Origin of the sequence: Sphingomonas sp. S2-65, from assembly GCF_021513175.1 — a bacterium.
In the GTDB taxonomy this organism is placed as follows: domain Bacteria; phylum Pseudomonadota; class Alphaproteobacteria; order Sphingomonadales; family Sphingomonadaceae; genus Sphingomonas.
On sequence record NZ_CP090953.1, the window covers coordinates 1,769,396 to 1,787,653 of the forward strand.

Annotated in this window: 21 protein-coding genes and 1 tRNA gene; 14 read left to right on the plus strand and 8 right to left on the minus strand. The window is 65.5% G+C overall.

Features of this window, described 5'->3' with window-relative positions; genetic code table 11:
• Positions 1-4 precede the first annotated feature (4 nt).
• Positions 5-1,627: a sodium/sugar symporter gene (locus tag LZ586_RS08295; protein ID WP_235079760.1), complete on the minus strand. Its 1,623-nt coding sequence runs from the start codon at positions 1,625-1,627 to the stop codon at positions 5-7.
• Positions 1,628-1,821: 194 nt separating this feature from the next.
• Between LZ586_RS08295 and LZ586_RS08300 the strand changes: the two genes are divergently transcribed.
• Positions 1,822-2,562, plus strand: coding sequence for a FadR/GntR family transcriptional regulator (locus LZ586_RS08300; RefSeq protein WP_235079448.1), 741 nt, complete (start codon positions 1,822-1,824; stop codon positions 2,560-2,562).
• Positions 2,563-2,565: 3 nt separating this feature from the next.
• On the opposite strand, the gene LZ586_RS08305 is transcribed toward LZ586_RS08300, so the two are convergent.
• The 5 genes from LZ586_RS08305 to LZ586_RS18130 form a co-directional block, all read right to left on the minus strand.
• Positions 2,566-3,933 carry a cryptochrome/photolyase family protein gene (locus tag LZ586_RS08305; protein WP_235079449.1) on the minus strand — a complete coding sequence of 456 codons (1,368 nt, stop codon included), beginning with the start codon at positions 3,931-3,933 and terminating at the stop codon, positions 2,566-2,568.
• Between the two features lie 114 nt (positions 3,934-4,047).
• Positions 4,048-5,064, minus strand: coding sequence for a family 43 glycosylhydrolase (locus LZ586_RS08310; RefSeq protein ID WP_235079451.1), 1,017 nt, complete (start codon positions 5,062-5,064; stop codon positions 4,048-4,050).
• The gene (locus LZ586_RS08315) at positions 5,064-6,209 is read right to left on the minus strand and encodes a cellulase family glycosylhydrolase (RefSeq protein ID WP_235079761.1); all 1,146 of its coding nucleotides are present in this window, start codon (positions 6,207-6,209) and stop codon (positions 5,064-5,066) included. The genes LZ586_RS08310 and LZ586_RS08315 overlap by 1 nt, the downstream gene beginning before the upstream one ends.
• A gap of 26 nt (positions 6,210-6,235) precedes the next feature.
• On the minus strand, positions 6,236-7,393 hold the full coding sequence (locus LZ586_RS08320) for an aldose epimerase family protein (RefSeq protein WP_235079452.1): 1,158 nt from the start codon (positions 7,391-7,393) through the stop codon (positions 6,236-6,238).
• Between the two features lie 27 nt (positions 7,394-7,420).
• Entirely contained in the window at positions 7,421-7,552 is a 132-nt protein-coding gene (locus LZ586_RS18130) for a hypothetical protein (RefSeq protein ID WP_261346043.1), read from the minus strand.
• A 124-nt stretch (positions 7,553-7,676) separates the two neighbouring features.
• Here LZ586_RS18130 and LZ586_RS08325 point away from each other — a divergent pair, with 124 nt between their 5' ends.
• From LZ586_RS08325 to LZ586_RS08345, 5 genes are all read left to right on the plus strand, one after another.
• Positions 7,677-8,609, plus strand: coding sequence for a Gfo/Idh/MocA family protein (locus LZ586_RS08325; RefSeq protein WP_235079454.1), 933 nt, complete (start codon positions 7,677-7,679; stop codon positions 8,607-8,609).
• 164 nt (positions 8,610-8,773) lie between these two features.
• Positions 8,774-11,554: a TonB-dependent receptor gene (locus LZ586_RS08330; protein WP_235079455.1), complete on the plus strand. Its 2,781-nt coding sequence runs from the start codon at positions 8,774-8,776 to the stop codon at positions 11,552-11,554.
• Between the two features lie 113 nt (positions 11,555-11,667).
• Complete coding sequence (locus LZ586_RS08335) at positions 11,668-12,081, plus strand: YbaN family protein (RefSeq protein ID WP_235079762.1); 414 nt, start codon at positions 11,668-11,670, stop codon at positions 12,079-12,081.
• Between the two features lie 90 nt (positions 12,082-12,171).
• Positions 12,172-12,245: transfer RNA gene (locus tag LZ586_RS08340), tRNA-Gly, on the plus strand.
• A gap of 74 nt (positions 12,246-12,319) precedes the next feature.
• Positions 12,320-12,550, plus strand: coding sequence for a hypothetical protein (locus LZ586_RS08345; protein ID WP_235079457.1), 231 nt, complete (start codon positions 12,320-12,322; stop codon positions 12,548-12,550).
• A gap of 219 nt (positions 12,551-12,769) precedes the next feature.
• Here the strand turns inward: LZ586_RS08345 and LZ586_RS08350 are convergent, their stop codons facing one another.
• On the minus strand, positions 12,770-13,249 hold the full coding sequence (locus LZ586_RS08350; protein WP_235079458.1) for a hypothetical protein: 480 nt from the start codon (positions 13,247-13,249) through the stop codon (positions 12,770-12,772).
• Between the two features lie 160 nt (positions 13,250-13,409).
• Between LZ586_RS08350 and LZ586_RS08355 the strand changes: the two genes are divergently transcribed.
• The 8 genes from LZ586_RS08355 (at position 13,410) to LZ586_RS08390 (ending at position 16,481) form a co-directional block, all read left to right on the plus strand.
• On the plus strand, positions 13,410-13,742 hold the full coding sequence (locus LZ586_RS08355) for a hypothetical protein (protein ID WP_235079460.1): 333 nt from the start codon (positions 13,410-13,412) through the stop codon (positions 13,740-13,742).
• 1 nt (position 13,743) lies between these two features.
• Positions 13,744-14,394 carry an SOS response-associated peptidase family protein gene (locus LZ586_RS08360; RefSeq protein WP_235079462.1) on the plus strand — a complete coding sequence of 217 codons (651 nt, stop codon included), beginning with the start codon at positions 13,744-13,746 and terminating at the stop codon, positions 14,392-14,394.
• Between the two features lie 176 nt (positions 14,395-14,570).
• The gene (locus tag LZ586_RS08365) at positions 14,571-14,807 is read left to right on the plus strand and encodes a YozE family protein (RefSeq protein ID WP_235079464.1); all 237 of its coding nucleotides are present in this window, start codon (positions 14,571-14,573) and stop codon (positions 14,805-14,807) included.
• Between the two features lie 5 nt (positions 14,808-14,812).
• Positions 14,813-15,073: a hypothetical protein gene (locus LZ586_RS08370; RefSeq protein WP_235079466.1), complete on the plus strand. Its 261-nt coding sequence runs from the start codon at positions 14,813-14,815 to the stop codon at positions 15,071-15,073.
• A gap of 3 nt (positions 15,074-15,076) precedes the next feature.
• Positions 15,077-15,376, plus strand: coding sequence for a hypothetical protein (locus LZ586_RS08375; RefSeq protein WP_235079467.1), 300 nt, complete (start codon positions 15,077-15,079; stop codon positions 15,374-15,376).
• Between the two features lie 94 nt (positions 15,377-15,470).
• On the plus strand, positions 15,471-15,656 hold the full coding sequence (locus tag LZ586_RS08380) for a type II toxin-antitoxin system HicA family toxin (RefSeq protein WP_235079469.1): 186 nt from the start codon (positions 15,471-15,473) through the stop codon (positions 15,654-15,656).
• Between the two features lie 45 nt (positions 15,657-15,701).
• Entirely contained in the window at positions 15,702-16,094 is a 393-nt protein-coding gene (locus tag LZ586_RS08385; RefSeq protein WP_235079471.1) for a type II toxin-antitoxin system HicB family antitoxin, read from the plus strand.
• Positions 16,095-16,190: 96 nt separating this feature from the next.
• Positions 16,191-16,481 carry a hypothetical protein gene (locus LZ586_RS08390; protein ID WP_235079472.1) on the plus strand — a complete coding sequence of 97 codons (291 nt, stop codon included), beginning with the start codon at positions 16,191-16,193 and terminating at the stop codon, positions 16,479-16,481.
• Positions 16,482-16,490: 9 nt separating this feature from the next.
• Here the strand turns inward: LZ586_RS08390 and LZ586_RS08395 are convergent, their stop codons facing one another.
• Entirely contained in the window at positions 16,491-18,188 is a 1,698-nt protein-coding gene (locus tag LZ586_RS08395; RefSeq protein ID WP_235079473.1) for a hypothetical protein, read from the minus strand.
• Positions 18,189-18,258 lie beyond the last annotated feature (70 nt).

Consider the following 18,258-nt stretch of genomic DNA (forward strand, 5'->3'; position numbering starts at 1 on the left):
CAGATCACCACCAGGTTGCGTAGAGCGCGATCAGGATCACGATGATGACTACCGCCGCGATGTTGAAGCCGGGCGTGGTCCGGAAGCTGACGCCCTCCATCGTGATCAGGTTCTGCTCCGAGCGGACCGGCCTGAGCAGCGAGACGATCACCGCGAGCGCGAGCGACAGGAAGAACACGATCATCATGCGGTTCATGAACGGCACCGCGTTGAGCGCTTCGATCCCGCCATATTGTGCCGGGAACCAGAACAGGAAGCTGAGCAGCACCGAGGCGACCGCGCCGACCAGTGCGCCGGCCTCGGTCGCGCCCTTCCAGAACAGGCCGAGCAGGAAGATCACGGTGATCCCCGGCGTCACGAAGCCCGAGAATTCCTGGATGTACTGGAACGCCTGGTCGAGGCTGCCGAGCAGCGGCCGCGCCGTGAGCATCGCGATGACGATCGAAACGACGGCGGCGATGCGGCCGACGCGAACCAGCCTGGTCTCGTACGCCGCCTTGCCCTCTTCATCCTCGGCGCGGGTCTGCACGCCCTTGAACTTGGCGTAGATGTCGAGGGTGAAGATCGTCGCGATCGAATTGATCTTGGACGCGGTCGAGGCGATGATCGCGGCGATCAGCGCGGCGAAGACCAGGCCGAGCAGGCCGGTCGGCAGCAGCGCCATCATCGTCGGATAAGCCTGGTCGGGCTTGGTCAGCTGCGGCGCGAGCACCACTGCGGCGATGCCGGGAAGCACGATGATCACCGGCATGAGGAGCTTGAGGAAGCCCGCGAAGATCACGCCCTTCTGCGCTTCCTGGAGGCTCTTGGCGGCGAGCGCGCGCTGGATGATGTACTGGTTGAAGCCCCAATAGCTGAGATTGGCGATCCACATGCCGCCGACCAGCACGGCGATGCCGGGCAGCTCTTTGTAATGCGGGCTGTCGGGCGAGAGGATCATGTCGAAATGATCGGGGACGCGGCGGGTGAGTTCGGCGAACCCGCCGAGCAGGCCGGAATCGCCGCCGATCTTGGTGAGGGTGAGGTACGAGACGACGAGGCCACCGAGGACGAGCAGGGTCACCTGGACGATGTCGGTGAGCGCGACTGCCTTGAGCCCGCCGCGCAGCTGGTAGAGCAGCGCGAAGGCGCCCAGGCCGACGAGCGCGACGTCCTGGTTCACGCCGGCGACCTGCGTCACTGCGACCGAGCCGAGCCAGATGATCGACGTGAGGTTCACGAACACGTAGAGGATGAGCCAGAACACCGCCATCACCGTGCGGATGGTGGGGCCGAAGCGCTGCTCGAGGAACTGCGGCATCGTGTAGATCTGGTTCTTGAGGAAGATCGGCAGGAAGAACTTGCCGACGATCAGCAGCGTGAGCGCCGCCATCCACTCATAGGAGGCGATGGCCAGGCCGATCGCATAGCCCGAGCCCGACATGCCGACGATCTGCTCGGCCGAGATGTTGGCGGCGATCAGCGACGCGCCGATCGCCCACCAGGGCAGCGACTTGGACGCGAGGAAATAGTCCGAGGTGTCCTTGGCATGCCCCGCTTTCTCGCGGCTTACCCATTGGGCCAGGCCGAAGATGCCGATCGCGTAGGCGATCACGACGATCAGATCGATGTGCGAGAGACTGGTCATGGCGTCCTTCCCCGTGGTGCCCGCGCCGCCGGTTCGAGCCGGACTCTTCGCGATGATGACGCGGCCTTTCCAGCCGCTCATGTTCATTTATCGTATTTATTTGCCTTGTCCAGCGACGCGACGGCGCTAACGTGTGTCAAAAATCGGGTTCGCACGACGACCGACGCATTATGGAAGAGGGTTTAGAGCGACGCATGGCCAGCACCTATCCGAGCCTGGGGAGCGCGGACGAGCGTCCGCAGCTGGGCCGCAATCTCACTTATGGCATGTTGGACAGCCTGGGGCGGGCGATCGTCACCGGGCGCTACGAGCAAGAGGCGTTCCCGACCGAGGCGGAGCTTGCCAAGCAGCATGGCGTGAGCCGATCGGTGACGCGCGAGGCAGTGAAGATGCTGACCGCCAAGGGGCTGCTGAGCGCGCGGCCGCGCCAGGGCACGGTGGTGCAGCCGTCGCAGAACTGGAACCTGTTCGACACCGACGTGCTGCGCTGGCTGCTGGAGCGCAAATTCTCGCTCGACCTGCTGCGCCAGTTCAACGAGCTGCGGGTGGCGATCGAGCCCGAGGCGGCGGCGCTGGCGGCGCGGGTGGCGACCCAGGACGATCTGCGCGCGATCTCGCTGGGGCTCGACCGGATGGCGGCGGCGGAGCGCGGCGAGGAGGATTCACTCGATGCCGACATCGCCTTCCACGTCGCGATCCTGCGTGCGTCGGAGAACCCGTTCTACGCCCAGTTCCGCGACGTGGTGAGCACGGCGCTGCGCAGCTCGATCCGCTTCACCAACCGGATCAAGGGACACACCGCCAGCCTGGCCGAGCATGCCGCGGTGCGCGACGCGATCGCCGCGCGCGATCCCGAGCGCGCCCGCGCGGCGATGCGGGTGCTGATCGGCGACGTGCTGACGCTGATCGGCCAGGCGGAGACCGCCAAGCCCTGAGGCTCAGCCCAGCGCGCGGGCGGCGGCGAGCGCGCGCTCGCGCCCCTCGCGGTGGCCGATGATCTTGGCCGGATAGGCCGCAGGGCGGCAGCCGGCGGCGTCGGGATCGTGGATCGCGGCGTCGGACAGCCCGGCAAGTTCGGGCACCCAGTGCCGGATATAGTCGCCGGCGTCGAACTTCTCCGACTGCGAGAGCGGCGCCATGATCCGGCTGAACATGTTGGCGTCGATGCCGGTGCCGGCGATCCACTGCCAATTGACCGAGTTGTTGCCGTAATCGGCGTCGACCAGACAGTCCCAGAACCAGCGCTCGCCGTCGCGCCAGTCGATCAGCAGATGCTTCACCAGGAAGCTGGCGGCGATCATGCGGACGCGATTGTGCATCCAGCCGCTGACCCAGAGCTGGCGCATGCCCGCATCGACGATCGGATACCCGGTGCGGCCGGCCTGCCAGGCCTTGAGGTCGGCGGCGGCTTGGGGCCCGGTGCGCCAGCGCAGGGCGTCGTACTTGGCGCGGCCGTTGCGGCTGGCATAGTCGGGGAGCGCGCGGATCACGCCGTCGGTGAAGTCGCGCCAGGCGAGTTCCTTGAGGAACTTGTCGGCATGGGTGGCGCCGCTGACCTGCGCGTAAAGCTGGCGCGGAGAAATCTCGCCGAAGTGAAGGTGGGGAGAGAGGCGCGACGTGCCCTCCGCCTGCGTGGGCAGGTTGCGCTGCTCCTCATAGCGCTCGACATTGCCGGCCCAGTCCTCCGCCTTCTCCAGCGCGGCGGCTTCGCCCGGTTGCCAATCCTCGGCGAATGCCGCCGCCCAGTCCGGGCGGGTGGGTAGCAGCTCCCAGTCGTCCAGACTGTCGCTCGCCGGCCATTTGGCGGGTGCCGGAACCTGCTCGGGCGCAGGCAGCGGCGTCTCGGGCGGGAGGAACTGCTGCAGCGCGCGCCAGAACGACGAATAGATCCGGTAGGGCTGCCCGGCACCGGTGGTGATGTGCTCGAGCGGGGCGAGATGGTTGCCCTCGTGCAGGCACAGCGCATCGCCGAGTGCGTCCTCGGCCTGGCGCCACCAGGGTTCGTGGTGACGGATCGCGTGGATCCGCGCGGCGCCGGTTTCGGCCAGCAGATCGCGAAGCACGGCGGCGGCGGGGCCGCGGCGAAGGATCAGGCGGCTGCCCTTCGCTTCCAGACTCTCGGCCAGACTGACCAGGCTGTGATGGAGCCACCAGCGCTGCGCCCCGCCGATCCGCCAGTCACCGGGGGTATCGTCGTCGAGGATGTAGACCGGGATCACCGCGCCTGCCGCCACGGCGGCGCAGAGGGCGGGCTGATCGTGAAGGCGAAGGTCCTGGCGGAACCAGAGAAGGGTGGGTTCGGGCACGGTGCGGCGTACGCTTGGGCGGGTCTGGCGGTTCCGAACCGGGCTGGCGGCGATACGCTGTGTATCAGTTCCCCGGCCTTCGCCGGGGAACTGTTGGAGGGGAAGCCTGCCGGCCTAGTTCATCTTGATCGGGAGGATCGCGCCGTCGTCGCGATAGGCGATCTTCTGGATCGCGACGCGGCGTTCGCCGTCATAGGGGCCGTTTCCGGCCACATGCTCCCAGCGATGGTAGACGATGTACGACTGGCCGTCCTTGGGATCGGTAAAGAAGCTGTGATGCCCCGGCCCCTTGAACGTCTTGTCGGCCTGGAGCAACGCGCCGCCGTACCGCCACGGACCGGTAGGCGACAGCGCGACCGCGTAATGGACCTGATAGTTGCCGTGGTTCCACTGCCCGGCGCTGTACGACAGATAATAGACGCCGTTGCGGACGTGCATGAACGCGCCCTCGGTGAAGTTGGGCGGGGTTTCCACCGGCACTTCGTGATCGATCGACACCATGTCGGGCTTGAGCACCCAGACGCGCAGCTTCCGGCCGGCGCTGCCGCCGGCGTAGAGATACGGCGTCTTGGTCTTGGGATCGACGAACACCGCCGGGTCGATCGCCTCGAACCCGTTGCCGCCATCGTTCACCAGCGGCTTGCCGCTGTCGGTGCAGGGACCCGCCGGGCCCTTGCACACCGCGACGCCGATGCGGCTGGGAGTCGGGTTCTGCGGCCCGACCGAGTAATAGAAGAACCACCCGCCATTGGCCTGGACCATGTCCGGCGCCCACAGAAAGTGGATCGGCGCACGGTCGTTGCGGACCCAGGCGATGTCCTTGAGCCGGATCAGCGGCTCCTCGCGCTTCCATTGCGTCTTGTCGGACGAGGACCAGGCGGCGAGCCCTTCGCCGCCGGTGGGATAGATCCAGTAGCGTCCGTCCGCGACTTCGATGTCGGGATCGGCGCCGGCGAAGAGCGACCGGTTTTGCGCCTGGGCCGGATGCGCGGCGAGCGCTGCGAGAGCAACAGGCAGGAGCCAGTTGCGCCGGAGGATGGTCCCCAGGCGCCCCCTCCACCACGCCCTGCGGGCGCGGTCCCCCTTCCCCGCAGCTTGCGCTGCGAGGGCGGTATTCAGGACGGCGCGCATCAGTATGCGGCTGCCGGAACCACGCCCTTGGGCGCCGCCGCCATCCGCTTGATCAGGTCGACCTCGGCCTGGCGGTAGGGCTTGCCGTCGAAGTGCAGCACGTCGTGGAACCAGATGGTCGGCTCCTCATAGGTGTAGGGCTTCTTCCAGCTGTCCCACGGGAAGCGGGTCTGCATCTTGCCGTCGACGAACCCCCAATTGTACATCGCGATGTTGAGCTTCTTGGCGATCGGCAGGGTGTTGTCGAAGGTCGAGCCGTTGCCGCGTGCCATATACTCGGTGCACCAGACCGGGCGGCCGTAGCTCAGCATCTGCTTGGCGCGCTCCTCGAACTTTTCCGGCCAGCTATAGTCGTGGAAGCTGAGGATGTCGGACTCGCGGATCTGGATCTTTTCCACCGCGTCGAGCTTGCTCTGGTCGTCCCAGTGATCGCCGATCCACACGCCCGAGGTGAGCGGCTGCACCGGGTTGGCGGCGCGCGCCACGGCGAACAGCCGAGGCAGCAGCGTCGCGACGTATTTGTTCTTGTCCGGGGTCGGCGTGTAGTTGCCGCCGCCGCCATTGTTCGGCTCGTTCCAGATGTCCCAGCCGACGACGCGGTCGTCCTTTGCGAAGGTCGTGACCACGTCCTTCACATAGGCTTCGAGCTTGCCGTACTGCGACGCGTCCTTGAGGCGCGCGGCGCCCGGTGACTGGACCGATCCGGAATTATGCACGCCCGGGATCGGCGGGTGCTGCGGACCGGCGACGGGATTGGGATCCCAGCAGCTGTCGAAGAAGATCCACAGCGTCTTGATGTTGTGCCTGGCCGCGATCGTCATGAACTCGTTCATGCGGCGCTTGAGCCCGGCTGCGTCGGTTTCCCACAGCAGGTTGTGCAGGTTCACGCGCATCACGTTCATGCCCATCGCCTGCGCCCAGCCAAGCTCCAGGTCGATCCGCTTGGGATCCCAGGTCGCCGCCTGGAACATCTCGAGCTGGTTGATGGCGGTGGCGGGCGTGTAGTTCGCGCCGATCTGCCAGGGCTGGGTGGCGTGCCAGCCATTGGCCTGCGCCTTGGTCCACTGGTCGCGCGCATCGGCCGGAGCGACCGTCGCGGTCAGCGCGAGCGCGCTGGCGGCAAGAAGGAAAGTGCGGCGGATCATCATCGTCATGGGCTCTCCTGAGGGGTTCAGCGCTTCTTCGGCGCCGCGGTGCCGCCGGTGGTGAGGCGGTAGGTCATGATGTTGCGATAGGTCTGGCCGGGGTTCAGCCGCGCGTTCGGGAAGCCTTTCTGGTTGGGCGCATCCGGGAAGATCTGCGGCTCGAACACCACGGCGTCTCCCATGCGGTAGATCTTGTTCGACTTGCCATGGCTGGTCGCGTCGAAGAAGTTGCCCGAATAGAATTGCAGGCCGGGCTGGTTCGACCACAGTTCGAAGCCGCGGCCCGAGGCGGGATCATAGACCTTCGCCATCAAATGCTGGCCCTGCGTAACTTCGCGGCCGATCACCCAATTGTGATCGTACCCGCGCCCGAACACGATCTGCTGGTCGCTGGCGTCGCGGACACGGTCGCCGACGGCACGCGCGGTGCGGAAGTCGAACACGGTGCCGGCAACCGGCTTGAACTGGCCGCTGGGGATCGCGCCGGCATCGGTCGGCAGGAACGTGCTCGCCGGGATCGTCAGCATGTGCGCCATGGCGCCGTTCGCCGAGCCTTCGCCCGACAGGTTCCAATACGCGTGGTTGGTGATGTTGGCGATGGTCGGCTTGTCGGTGGTCGCGCGATATTCGATCGACAGGTTGTTGCTTTCGTCGAGCGAGTAGATCGCATCCACCGTCATCGTGCCGGGATAGCCCTGGTCGCCGTCGGGGCTGACATAGCGCAGCGTCACCGACGCGGTGGGGCCGTTGCCGACCGAGACGACTTCCCACAGCACCTTGTCGAAGCCGACCGTGCCGCCGTGCAGCGCGTTCTTGCCGTCGTTGACCGGGGTCTGGAAGGTCTGGCCGTCGATCTGGAAGCGGCCGGCGTCGAGCCGGTTGGCGAAGCGGCCGACGGTGCCGCCGAAATACTGCCCCTTGTCGACATATTGGCCGATATTGTCATAGCCGAGCACGACATCGGCACGCTTGCCGGTGCGATCGGGCGTGACCACCGACTGAAGGGTGGCGCCATAGGCGATCACGGTGGCGGACACGCCGCGGGCGTTGGACAGCGTGACCGAGGCGACCTGGCGGCCATCGGCGAGTTTGCCGAAGGTGCCGCGCTTGGCAGTGGCGGCCTGGGCAGGGTTGGCGAGCGCCAGTATCGCGGCGGCGCCGAGCAAGGCGGTAAGGGTCTTCATATCTCTCTCCCGGTTTCGGTGATCTGGTCAGTGGCCGCCGTGCGGCTCGAAGGTGGAGAGGGTAGCCGCGCGCGCGGATTTGCCAAGGGCATGGCCGCCGCGAGCCGTAAAGCGGCGCTCCATGCCGATCGGGATCGAACCCTTGGGCGCATCGTGCATTCTACTCTCCTGCAGCGCTTCACTACATCTTCGCTGCCGTTCTCGCGCGGCACTTTGGCAGGGTTGATAACGGCTGAGCCGCGCAATAGGAAGCATATATATCTGATAATTCAGGAGTAGGGTGATGGCAGAAGCAGGCACGATCCGGCTGGGATTGGTCGGGATCGGCAAGATCGCCCGCGACCAGCACCTCCCCGCGCTGGCGGCGGATGGGCGCTTCGCGCTGGCCGCGACCGCCAGCCGCAACGCGCAGCTCGACGACGTCGCCGGCTTTCCAGACATCGACGCGATGATCGCGGGCGTGCCCGATCTTCAGGCGGTATCGCTCTGCACTCCGCCCGATGGCCGTTACGAACAGGCGGCAAGCGCGATCGCGGCCGGGCTGCACGTGATGCTGGAAAAGCCACCTACCTCGACTCTTTCGGAGATCGCAGCGCTGGAAGAACAGGCCCGCGCCCGCGGCGTGACGCTGTTTACCAGCTGGCATTCGCGCGAGGCGGCGGGCGTGGCCCCGGCGCGTGAGTGGCTGGCCGGCAAGCGGATCGAGACGGTGCGGATCACCTGGCGCGAGGACATCCGCCGCTGGCATCCGGGGCAGGAATGGATCCTGGGCGCGGGCGGGTTCGGGGTGTTCGACCCCGGCATCAACGCGCTGTCGATCGCCACGCGGATCCTGCCCGATCCGCTGCTGCTCGATTCGGCGTGGATGGAAGTGCCCGAAGGCCGCGCCTCGCCGCTCAAGGCCGAACTGACGATGCGCAGCGGCGGCGCGGTGGTGACCGCCGACTTCGACTTCCTCCAGACCGGGCCGCAGACCTGGGACATCGAAGTGGACACCGATGCCGGCATGCTGACGCTGTCGATGGGCGGCAGCATCCTGCAGCTGCCGGGTGCGGACGCGCAAAAGGCGTCCGACCGCGAATATCCGCGGCTTTATGCGCGGTTCGCAGAACTCGTCGGGGCCGGCGAGAGCGAGGTCGACGTGCGGCCGCTCCAGCTCGTCGCCGACGCCTTCCTGCTCGGCGAGCGGCGCGTGGGGGCTTCGTTCAGCTTCTGAGACGTGCCCGGCGACGCGTACACAACGACACGGGCGGGACATACTCCAGCATCATATTGATATGACTATTGCCATGGCCGAGCGCCGGGACCATAGGCCCGCGACTCGTCGCGAGAGAGAGGCCTGTTCAAGGTCCGGTCGCCTGTTCCTTGGTGAGGATGTTCATGCGTACCACCCCGTTGTTCCTGTATTCGTCGTCGATCGCGCTGGCCGTCGGCCTGGCCACCCCCGCACTGGCGCAGCAGACCGTCGCCCCCGCGCCCGCCGAAACCGCCACCTCGCCGAGCGTGGAAGCGGCCGACGCCGCGCTGCCGGCCGAGGCTGCCCAGAGCGCGGACACCGCCCAGCCCGAAGAGATCGTCGTCACGGGGCTGCGCCGCAGCCTTCAGTCGGCGCAGAACCTCAAGCGCAACTCGGATCAGATCGTCGATGCGATCGTCGCCGAGGATATCGGCAAGCTGCCCGACGTGACCGCCTCCGCCGCGCTGGCGCGCGTCACCGGCGTGCAGGTCACGCGCGGCGCCGGCGAAGCCGCGGGCGTCCAGATCCGCGGCCTGCCCGACATCTCCACGACCTATAACGGCCGCGAGATCTTCACCGCCGAAAACCGCAACGTCGCGATCCAGGACTTCCCGGCCGGGGTCGTCCAGGCGCTGGAGGTGTTCAAGTCGGGCACCGCGAACCTGATCGAAGGCGGCGTCGGCGGCCAGGTGAACGTCCGCTCGCGCCGCCCGTTCGACTTTGACGGGTTCGAGCTGTCGGGCTCGCTGAACGGCGTGCATTTCGAGCAGAGCCAGAAGCTGAGCTGGAACGGCAATCTGCTGGTCAGCAACCGCTGGGACACCGGCATCGGCGAGATCGGCGTGCTGGTGAACGCCGCGATGACCACGCTCGACTTCCTGGATGCGACGCGCGAAGTCGACCGGTTCGTGACGCCCGAGCCGGGTCAGACCGGCGCGCCGGGCGGGCTGGCCGCGACGCGTCCCAATGGCCAGGGCATCTTCTATGGCAGCGGCCATCGCTGGCGTCCGTCGGTCAACGGCGCGATCCAGTGGCGCCCCTCGGCCAATCTCGAAATCTATGTCGACGGGCTGTTCCAGGGCTATCGCGCCGAGGACCGCAATTTGTGGATGTTCTCGCCCACCGGCGGCGACAATGCCAGCTACAGCAACGTCGTGCTGCGCCCCAATGGTTCGGTGCAGAGCATGACCGTCACCGGCGCCAACGCGCCCGACGGATATGACGCCTTCACCAAGGCGAAGACCGACACCTATCAGATCGCCAGCGGCTTCATCTGGTCGAACGACAGCCTGCGCGTCACCGGCGACGTGGCGTACACCGATTCGACCTATTCCGAGCGCAATGCCAATATCGACTACGCCTTCACCAGCTCGCCGGTGCGCAACGTGAACTTCGACATCGGCCAAGGTCCCGGCGGCGGCGTGTTCGAATATCTGAACTTCAATCCCGCGGACCCGGCGAACTACCGCCTGCGCGGGCTGTTCGACCGCGCGTATGAAGCACAGGGCGACGACGTCCAGGCGCGGCTGGACGCGACCTACCAGACCGGCATCAGCTTCATCGACCGCGTCGACATCGGCGTGCGCTACAACGACCGCAACGCCAGCCGCCGCAACGGCTCGCGCTACGCCGCGCTTTCGCCGCTCAACGTGCCGTTCAGCGCACTTCCGGTCGAGATCGGCCAATATCCGCGCGGCTTCCGCTTCGACGATTACCAGCGCCAAACCCAGTTCCCCGGCGCGACCTTCGACAGCGTGTTCGCCAATATCCGCGATCTGCGCGCGATCGCCCAGCGCGTGCCGGGGTCGCAGTTCACCGATCTGGAAGACCCGGCCTTCAACGAGACCGAGACCTTCCTGGCCAACGAGAAGGCGTATGCGGGCTATGCCCAGCTGCACTACACCTTCGAGGCCGGCGTGCCGATCGACGGTCTGGTCGGCGTGCGCGGGGTGCGCACCAAGACGACGGTGAACGGCAATTCCTTCGACATCGCCAGCGGCGCCTACACGCCGGTTTCGCAGTCCAACGAATATACCGACTGGCTGCCCAACGCGTCGTTGCGCGCACGGCTGACCGACAAGCTCCAGCTGCGCCTGGCCTATAACCAGACCCGCACGCGGCCGAGCTTCGCCGATCTCAACCCGTCGACCACCGTCGGCACCCCGCCATCGGCCTGCACCGATTTCGGCGTGGACGACGTGAATTGCCGCATCACCTTCTCGAGCGGCAATCCGGCGCTGCAACCGCTCCAGTCGGACAATTACGACGTGTCGCTGGAATGGTATTTCTCGCGCAGCGGCGCGCTCACCGGATCGGTCTTCCGCCGCGACGTGAGCAACTTCATCTTCCGCAACGACACGGTCCAGGTGATCCCGAACGCGCCGGACATCATCACCAACCGTCCCAACAACGCCGGCAAGGGGCGGATCCAGGGCGCGGAAGCATCGTTCACCAGCTTCCTGGACATCGCCGGCCTGCCGGCATGGGCACAAGGCTTCGGCGTACAGGCGAACTACACCTATATCGACGCCGGGACCGAGCTTCAGCCCGATTTCCGCGACAATTTGCCGGGGCAGCAGGCCTTCCCGGGCGTGTCGAAGCACGCGTTCAACCTGGTCGGCATGTATGAACGGCCCGGCTTCTCGACGCGCCTTGCCTATAACTGGCGGTCGGACTTCGCGATCGAGTATAACAACTTCCAGTCCGACTTCGTCTCGCCGACGATGCAGGATTCCTACGGCACGCTCGACTTCTCGGCAACGGTGACCCCGGTTCAGAACCTGACCATCGCGTTCGACATGCTCAACATCCTGGGCACGCCGATCAAGACCTACCGCGACTATAACATGGCCGGCGACCAATATCCGTTCCAGGTCCGCTATATCGAGCGGGTCTATTCGCTGGGCGCGCGCTTCCGTTTCTGAAGCGCAGCCATGAAGCGTGAAAGGCCGGGAGCACCCGCTCCCGGCCTTTTTCCGTTTGCGAACCATTCGCGCTTTCGCTTGTGCGGTATCGGCGGCGCGGGCAAGTGAGCGTGATGGGTCAGGAGCCTTCTTCGCCGCCGGGACTCGCGCGGTCGCGCGTGGCGCGCGGCGGGTATCTGGTGCTCGGACTCTGCTTCGTCGGCCTGGGCGTGATCGGCGCCTTCCTGCCGGTCATGCCGACGACCATCTTCATCATCCTGGCGGCCTGGAGCTTCGGTAAATCCTCGCCGCGGCTGGAGAAGTGGCTGTTGGACCACCGCCTGTTCGGTCCGCCGCTGCACGCATGGCGTGCCGAAGGCGCCATTCCCACCATCGCCAAGATCGTCGCGGTCGCCAGCATGGCCGGCGGCTACGCGCTGTTCCTGTGGCAGGCGCATCCGGCACTCTGGCTCGCCGCGGGCGTGGCGGCGCTGCTGCTCGCCTGCGCGGCCTATGTCCTCAGCCGGCCGGCACCCGCACGCAGATAGTTGACCAGCCCCCGGTGCTTGTGGCACTCGCTCGCGCATCGCTCCGCCGCGTCTTGCGGCAGGGCACGCTCAGGCAAGCCTCGGCACCGGGCGGGTATAGTACAATGGTAGTACAGCAGCCTTCCAAGCTGAATACACGGGTTCGATTCCCGTTACCCGCTCCACTTGCATCAGGTATCTCTATTCAGGACGTCCAAGGGGCAGGGAACGCGACTCGCGCCGAATGAGTCGAGCGCGCATGATCCCGACGCCATCACAGATGCAGGACCTGCTGGCCGAGATACTTGAAGGCGCTGCCGGCAACACGCGCGATCACTGGCGCCGGGCGATCGGGGAGGTCGAGCAGCTGCCGACGCACTTCCATGTCCGCTGCAACTGGCGGGTCAGCCCGCGCGGACGTAAGCGTGACTTGGATGCGATAGAGAAAGCGATCGAGGTCGTCCGGCAGGAGCACCCTTACGTCGCCTGACCGACAGGGGACTCGGGAGCGGTCGCCGGAGCGGTGAAAGGGGTTTAAGCCGCTCCGGCCCGCCGATAATGACAGACGGTCGCCGCATCACAACCCGGCCTTCAGTCCAGCTGCCGCCAAGTGGCCACGGTTCGTAGCCGCTTGTTCATATTCTGCGATGTAGTGCCTCCGCGTCGCCCCGGCATACGGACAGCATCTAGCCGGGGCGGCTACAGGCGATTAGCCAACCGTATCCTCGCGATAGAACCATACCGGCTCTGCCATAGGTAGATCCTCGGCATCATCATCCCACAGCTCGCCAGGGTCACCTGCGGGCAGATCGTCGCCCCAATAGGCCATGCCGGCCAGGCTTTCGGCCGAGAGGGCCGTAGAGAGCACCACGCATTGCTCAAGCTCGCTGGGCGACGACGACGCAAACCTGAGTAGCGCAAAGCGGCGCCACCTCTCGACCCGTCCTCGGCGCCCGGAGCGGTCGATCGCTTCCGCGCCGCGGATCTCGATGACACGTGTCGTGGCGGCATCGTATGGTTCATCATCAACAAGCAGTACCCAGCGCCCATCCAGTTCGAAGCCTGGCGACACCCCGGCGACGTGGCGAGCGGATCGCTCATCAAGCCCGAGCTGTTCCAGTTCGGCTACGCTAAGGGCCCAAACGGGCGCCGGTTTCATCTCGCCGCCCACGAGATCCAACATCATCATGCTATCCTCCAGGGAGCCAGTTACCGTCCGACTCGACGCGTGGCGGATATAGAACATTAAGGGAACGATTGCGAATCTGCGGGCGCGACCATAGCTTGTGGTTCAAGGGCTGCCTGCGCGGCAGAGGTGAGAGGAAAGTATGGCTACTCCGCAGTTCAACGTGAGCGACGACAACAAGGACGATCTCGTCCGCCAGATCGTGCCTCAGGCGATATTCTCGCTCGACCGTATGGGGCAGACACCAGGCGCACCCCTCGCCGATGACTTCATCGATCTGTTCTCTCGCGCCTGCGCGATGATGCTTGCGGCCGACACGAACCTGAACACGTCGCAGAAGCTCCGGTTGGGGGCCGAGGCCGTCTCCAGCCACGTCCTGCGCCACCTCAAGCGTTATCGCGCTTATCAGGACGAACACGGCGGTACGGTGCTGGGCGAGATCCTGGAAGAGAACCCGGTGCCGGACGTTGTGAAACAGGCCTGGTTGAGCAGCTGAGATGTGCAACCGAGCCCGCAACATCAAAGAGGCGCCGACCCTCTTCACCCACTTCGGTGCGAACTGGATGGCGGATCGTCCGATGGACAACCGCTTCAACCCGGTCGAGCTGGCACCGCGCGGCCGAGCGTGGGTGGTCCGCCAGGATGAGCGTGGTCGCGGCGTCGACGTGATGAGCTGGGACGTGCTGGGCGGGCTAGCACCGTACCCAATGACGAACGTGCGGAAGCTCGGCTTGCCGCAATGGAAGCGGCTCGCCGCAGATCCTGAGAACCGCTGCTTGATCCCGCTCACTGAGTTCTGCGAATGGACGCCCGAAGCGGTCGACCTCCACGACGGCAAGAAGCCGGTGAAGGGCGAGATGTGGTTCGAGGTAACAGACCAGCCCCTGTTCGCCGTCGCCGGGTTTTGGCAGCGCACCGCGCAAGGCAACGGCTTCACCATGGTCACCTGCGATCCCAACGAGCTGGTCGAGCCCATCCACCCGAAGGCGATGATCACCGTCCTGCATCAGGAGGACTGGGACCGGTGGCTGACGGCCAGCTACGACGACATCGTGCAGCTTCAGAAGCCCTACCCCGCCGATCGAATGACGGTGCGGGGGCCGGTGTTCCCCACACGAGAGAAGCAGCCGCCCAAGCTGCTGTTGTGAGAGGCTGGGCGCGCCGCGTAGAATTTCTAGTGATTGGCGTCTTGTGCGTGGCGCCAGTCGTCGCGATGGTCGCGGCCGTCTGCCATTGGCTTGCCGGCTAAGCACGCGGCGCCACTAGCGGAACATACCCAGAACATCTATCTTCCTCACAACGCGATTCTCGGGAGGATAGGAACGTGACCATTCCACACGATCACGACGGAGCTGAGCCCCAGCCGTTCGGCCAGTGGCTGTTGCAGCAGCGCGGCCAGGGCGGCTTTATCGGCCAGCTGGCGAACAGCGCCGCAGCCGATCGGACCTTTCCGAAAGCCGGCACCTATGAAGACGCGCGCAAGTGGATGCAGGCGCAGCGCGCCAGCGGCGACGATTGGGAAGCCTTGGAAGACGCAGAGCGGGCTTGGCTCGCCGCGTGAGGATCATGCTCGCGGACGAGCGCCGCGCCCGCTTCAATGAACTGGCGAGCGAATTCGGCAACACGGCCGAGTTGTCGCGTGTCCTCGGGCGTGGCGACACCTACCTCGCGCGCTATCTGCGCCACCGGGTGCCGTATGATCTCGAAGAGCCGGATAGGCGCAAGCTCGCGCGGTTTTTCGGCGTGGACGAAGAAACGCTACGTCCTCGGCCGCCCGAACCCTATCGTCTTCGCCATCGAAGGGGCGCCGGATCGTCAGCCCGATAGGCCATGGCTGCGAACTTTACGTTCAAGACGATCGGGGACATTGCAGCAGCGGACTGGGAGCTAGCAATTCGGTGCGACTGCGGCCACGTCGGCGTGATCGACGCGGACAAGACCGTCCGCTGGTTCCACTGCCACCGCTGGGACACTCAGAAGTTTCGAGCCTTGCGCCACTTCCGTTGCAGCCGATGCGGCCGCCGTCGCGCGGTGAAGCTCGGGATCAGCGCTAACTTGCCGCGCGACTTCGGCATCTATCCCACGACCGAGGAAGGCTGGGCACGGATCGTGAAGAGGCTGCGCGGATGATCATGCGGAACGGCTTTGTTGTGTAAATATTGTGTAGCACTGCTTGCATGCCGGCGCGTCTGTGTGTATAACGTACACAACAGGGAGCGAGAGAATGAAGAGCCGGGAAGTCATCAAGAAGATCGAGGCGGAAGGCTGGTACGAAGTGCGTCAGACCGGGAGTCACAAGCACTTCCGCCACCCAACCCGCCCCGGCACGGCGACGGTCCCGCATCCCAAGAGCGACCTGCCAATCGGAACGCTCAAGAGCATCAGCAAGCAGACTGGGGTGCCCCTCTGAGAGGGGGGCACGCACCTCAGGAACAATCGAACGAAGGAACGAACAATGGCGACCGCCTACTATCCAGCGATCATCGAGCGAGGCCCCGAGGGCTTTGGCGTCTATTTCCCGGACCTCCCCGGCTGCGTGTCTGCCGGGCGCACGGTGACCGAAGCCGCACTTGGCGCCGAAGAGGCTCTTCATGGGCACCTCGCCGTTATGGCCGAGCATGGCGATGCTATCCCCGAGGCTTCGGCGGTTGATGAGGTCGAGGCGTTCGAGGGTAGTGAGGAAGTTGCTCGCATCCTCGTCCGCGGCGAACGCCCAGGCAAAGCGGTCCGGGTGCAGATCTCGATAGAGGAAGGCCTGCTCGCGCGAATTGATCGGGTCGCCGCCAACCGCTCGCGCTTCCTCGCTGAAGCCGCCGCCGCCAAGCTCGCGGCAGTAGCGGCGATCTGACTTTGTGCTTTCGAGTATAACCTGCGTGCATTGCGGAGATCAGCCATCCGCCCCAGGATCAGCCCTGAAGCCCGCCGCTTCAAACAGGAGATGAGGATGACAGATCACCAGAACATCGAAGATGCAGTGATCCGCTATGGAGAGCTGTATCAGAACAACCCGGCCGACGAGTTGCCAATGTCCGACGAGGACCTCCGGAAGGAAATGAATGAAGCGCTATTCCGTCTGGAGAAGATGCAAAAGTTGGCGCGGCAAAACCACCTCACTGCCTTGCGCAACGGGCAGATCACTGCCGCCCAAGGGCGATCCGCTGAAGAGAAGACCAGTATATTGCGGCGTAAGCACCGGTACAACGTTGATCATGCCGCTGATATGGCTCTCCGCTGATCCCTCCCACTAGGCGTGAACCGTCGCAACGATCGCATTTAGGTGCGTGTAGCTAGTGTTCCCGGTGCCACGGCTAGCGAGAATGTTCACGTAGCCATTGGCATCCGGCTCGAATTTCGTCGCCGTGGTAAAGTCGCCCGTGTTGCCCCCAGTGACGTGTTCGCCGGCATTGAAACCCACCACCTTGCCGTCGAGAATGAACCGGGTGGTTCGACCAGTCGTGCCGGCGCGGCTGCCCATGAACAGGAAGTCGACCTTCTTGCCAATCCACGAAGGGCCGCCCAGCTTGAAGCCAAGCGTGCCCGCGCTGTCGCCCTGGCCGTTGGCGAGAATAGCGCTGGGGACTTGGGACACGTTCGACGGGGTTTGCCCACCATATCGGCTAGTGCCCGCGTTCGACACCGTCAGGGTCACGTCGGTGGCGCCGCCCTGATCGTCGAGCAATCCGTTCGTGACCGTACCCGCCGCGCCGCCGCCATTCACCTGGTTCCAGCCGGCGGCCAGCTCGCTTGAGGATATGCCGAACCCGAGGCCGATCTTGATCGTCTTCGAGGCGCTGATCACCAGCTGCGCAACGCGCGCCCTCAGATCGGATACCGCCGCGCCGGCCGCCTCTGCGGCATCGATGGCGCTATTGGCATCCGCCACGCTCTGCTGCGTTGGCGAGGCCTCCGCGAGTTGCACCTTGGCGAGGGCAGTCGCGCGCATAGCAGCCGGGTAGACCGCGACCACACGCGCATTCAGTGCCGACTTCGCCGGGCTCGCCTTGAGTGCCCGCAGCGCGTTCGCGGCCTCGGCATAATCGTCCAGGCCAAGTGAGGCCTCGGCCACCGCAACCAGCTGCTCGGCATAAGGCGTGCCCCAGGCGCCCGTGTAGACGCGCCGGAAGACCTGATCGGCCAGATAGGCCACCTCGATGTTCGACAAGGTTTCGGTGGGGTGCCGGTCATCCTGAAGCGCGGCGCGCCAGCGTTGGGTGACGAGTTCAGCATCCCACCGCGAGCGGCCGAGGTCGGCATCATAGCACTCGCTCAGAAGCTCGGCCGTGACCAGTTCGATGATCCCGACATTGTACGGGTGCCCGATGCCTTGCGCCTCGGGAGTGTTGCCGCTGGTGGTGCGGAAGGTGATGTTGGAGGCGAACGTCCGATAGCCAGCGACCTTGAACGTGTTGATGATCGCCCGCTGCCCCGCCTCGATCGCGGCTAGGCCGGGGTCGGACGCGTAGGGCAACGTCCAAGAGTTTGTGATGCAGTTGCCGATCAGCGCATGGCTGAGCAGACCGCCATAGGCCGCCACGATCTGGGCGGCATAGCTCTGCAAGGCAGGCAGGCCGGCGCTCGACTTCCCCCAGTCGAACACAAGCGGGTCTCGACCCGGAAACGCGGAAGAGACGAGATCTTCGACGAACCGCGAGGCACCATAGATGTCTTCCCGGCTGGCGCCCAAGATCGCCCAGGTGTCGAGAGGCCCGTTCGCGGGAGCCTTGTTGAGCTGCGCATATACCGCGCTGCCCCCAACGCCTCCGGTCACCGTCAACCCGATTGTGCGAGCAGATGCGCTTGGCGGAATGGCCACCAGCTGGCGCCGGCCTTTCTTCGCAGTGCCCGTGCCGACATAGTCAGCCGACTGAGCGTTGCCGGGTGAGGGAAACTTCTCAACGAACCCCTGGTCGACGCCGTCCACGTCGACCTTCGCTGCACCCATCGGCGCACCCACGAAGGTAAGAAGAACGGTTGTGTCACTCGGGCCTATTCCCCACCCGACACGCTCCGTT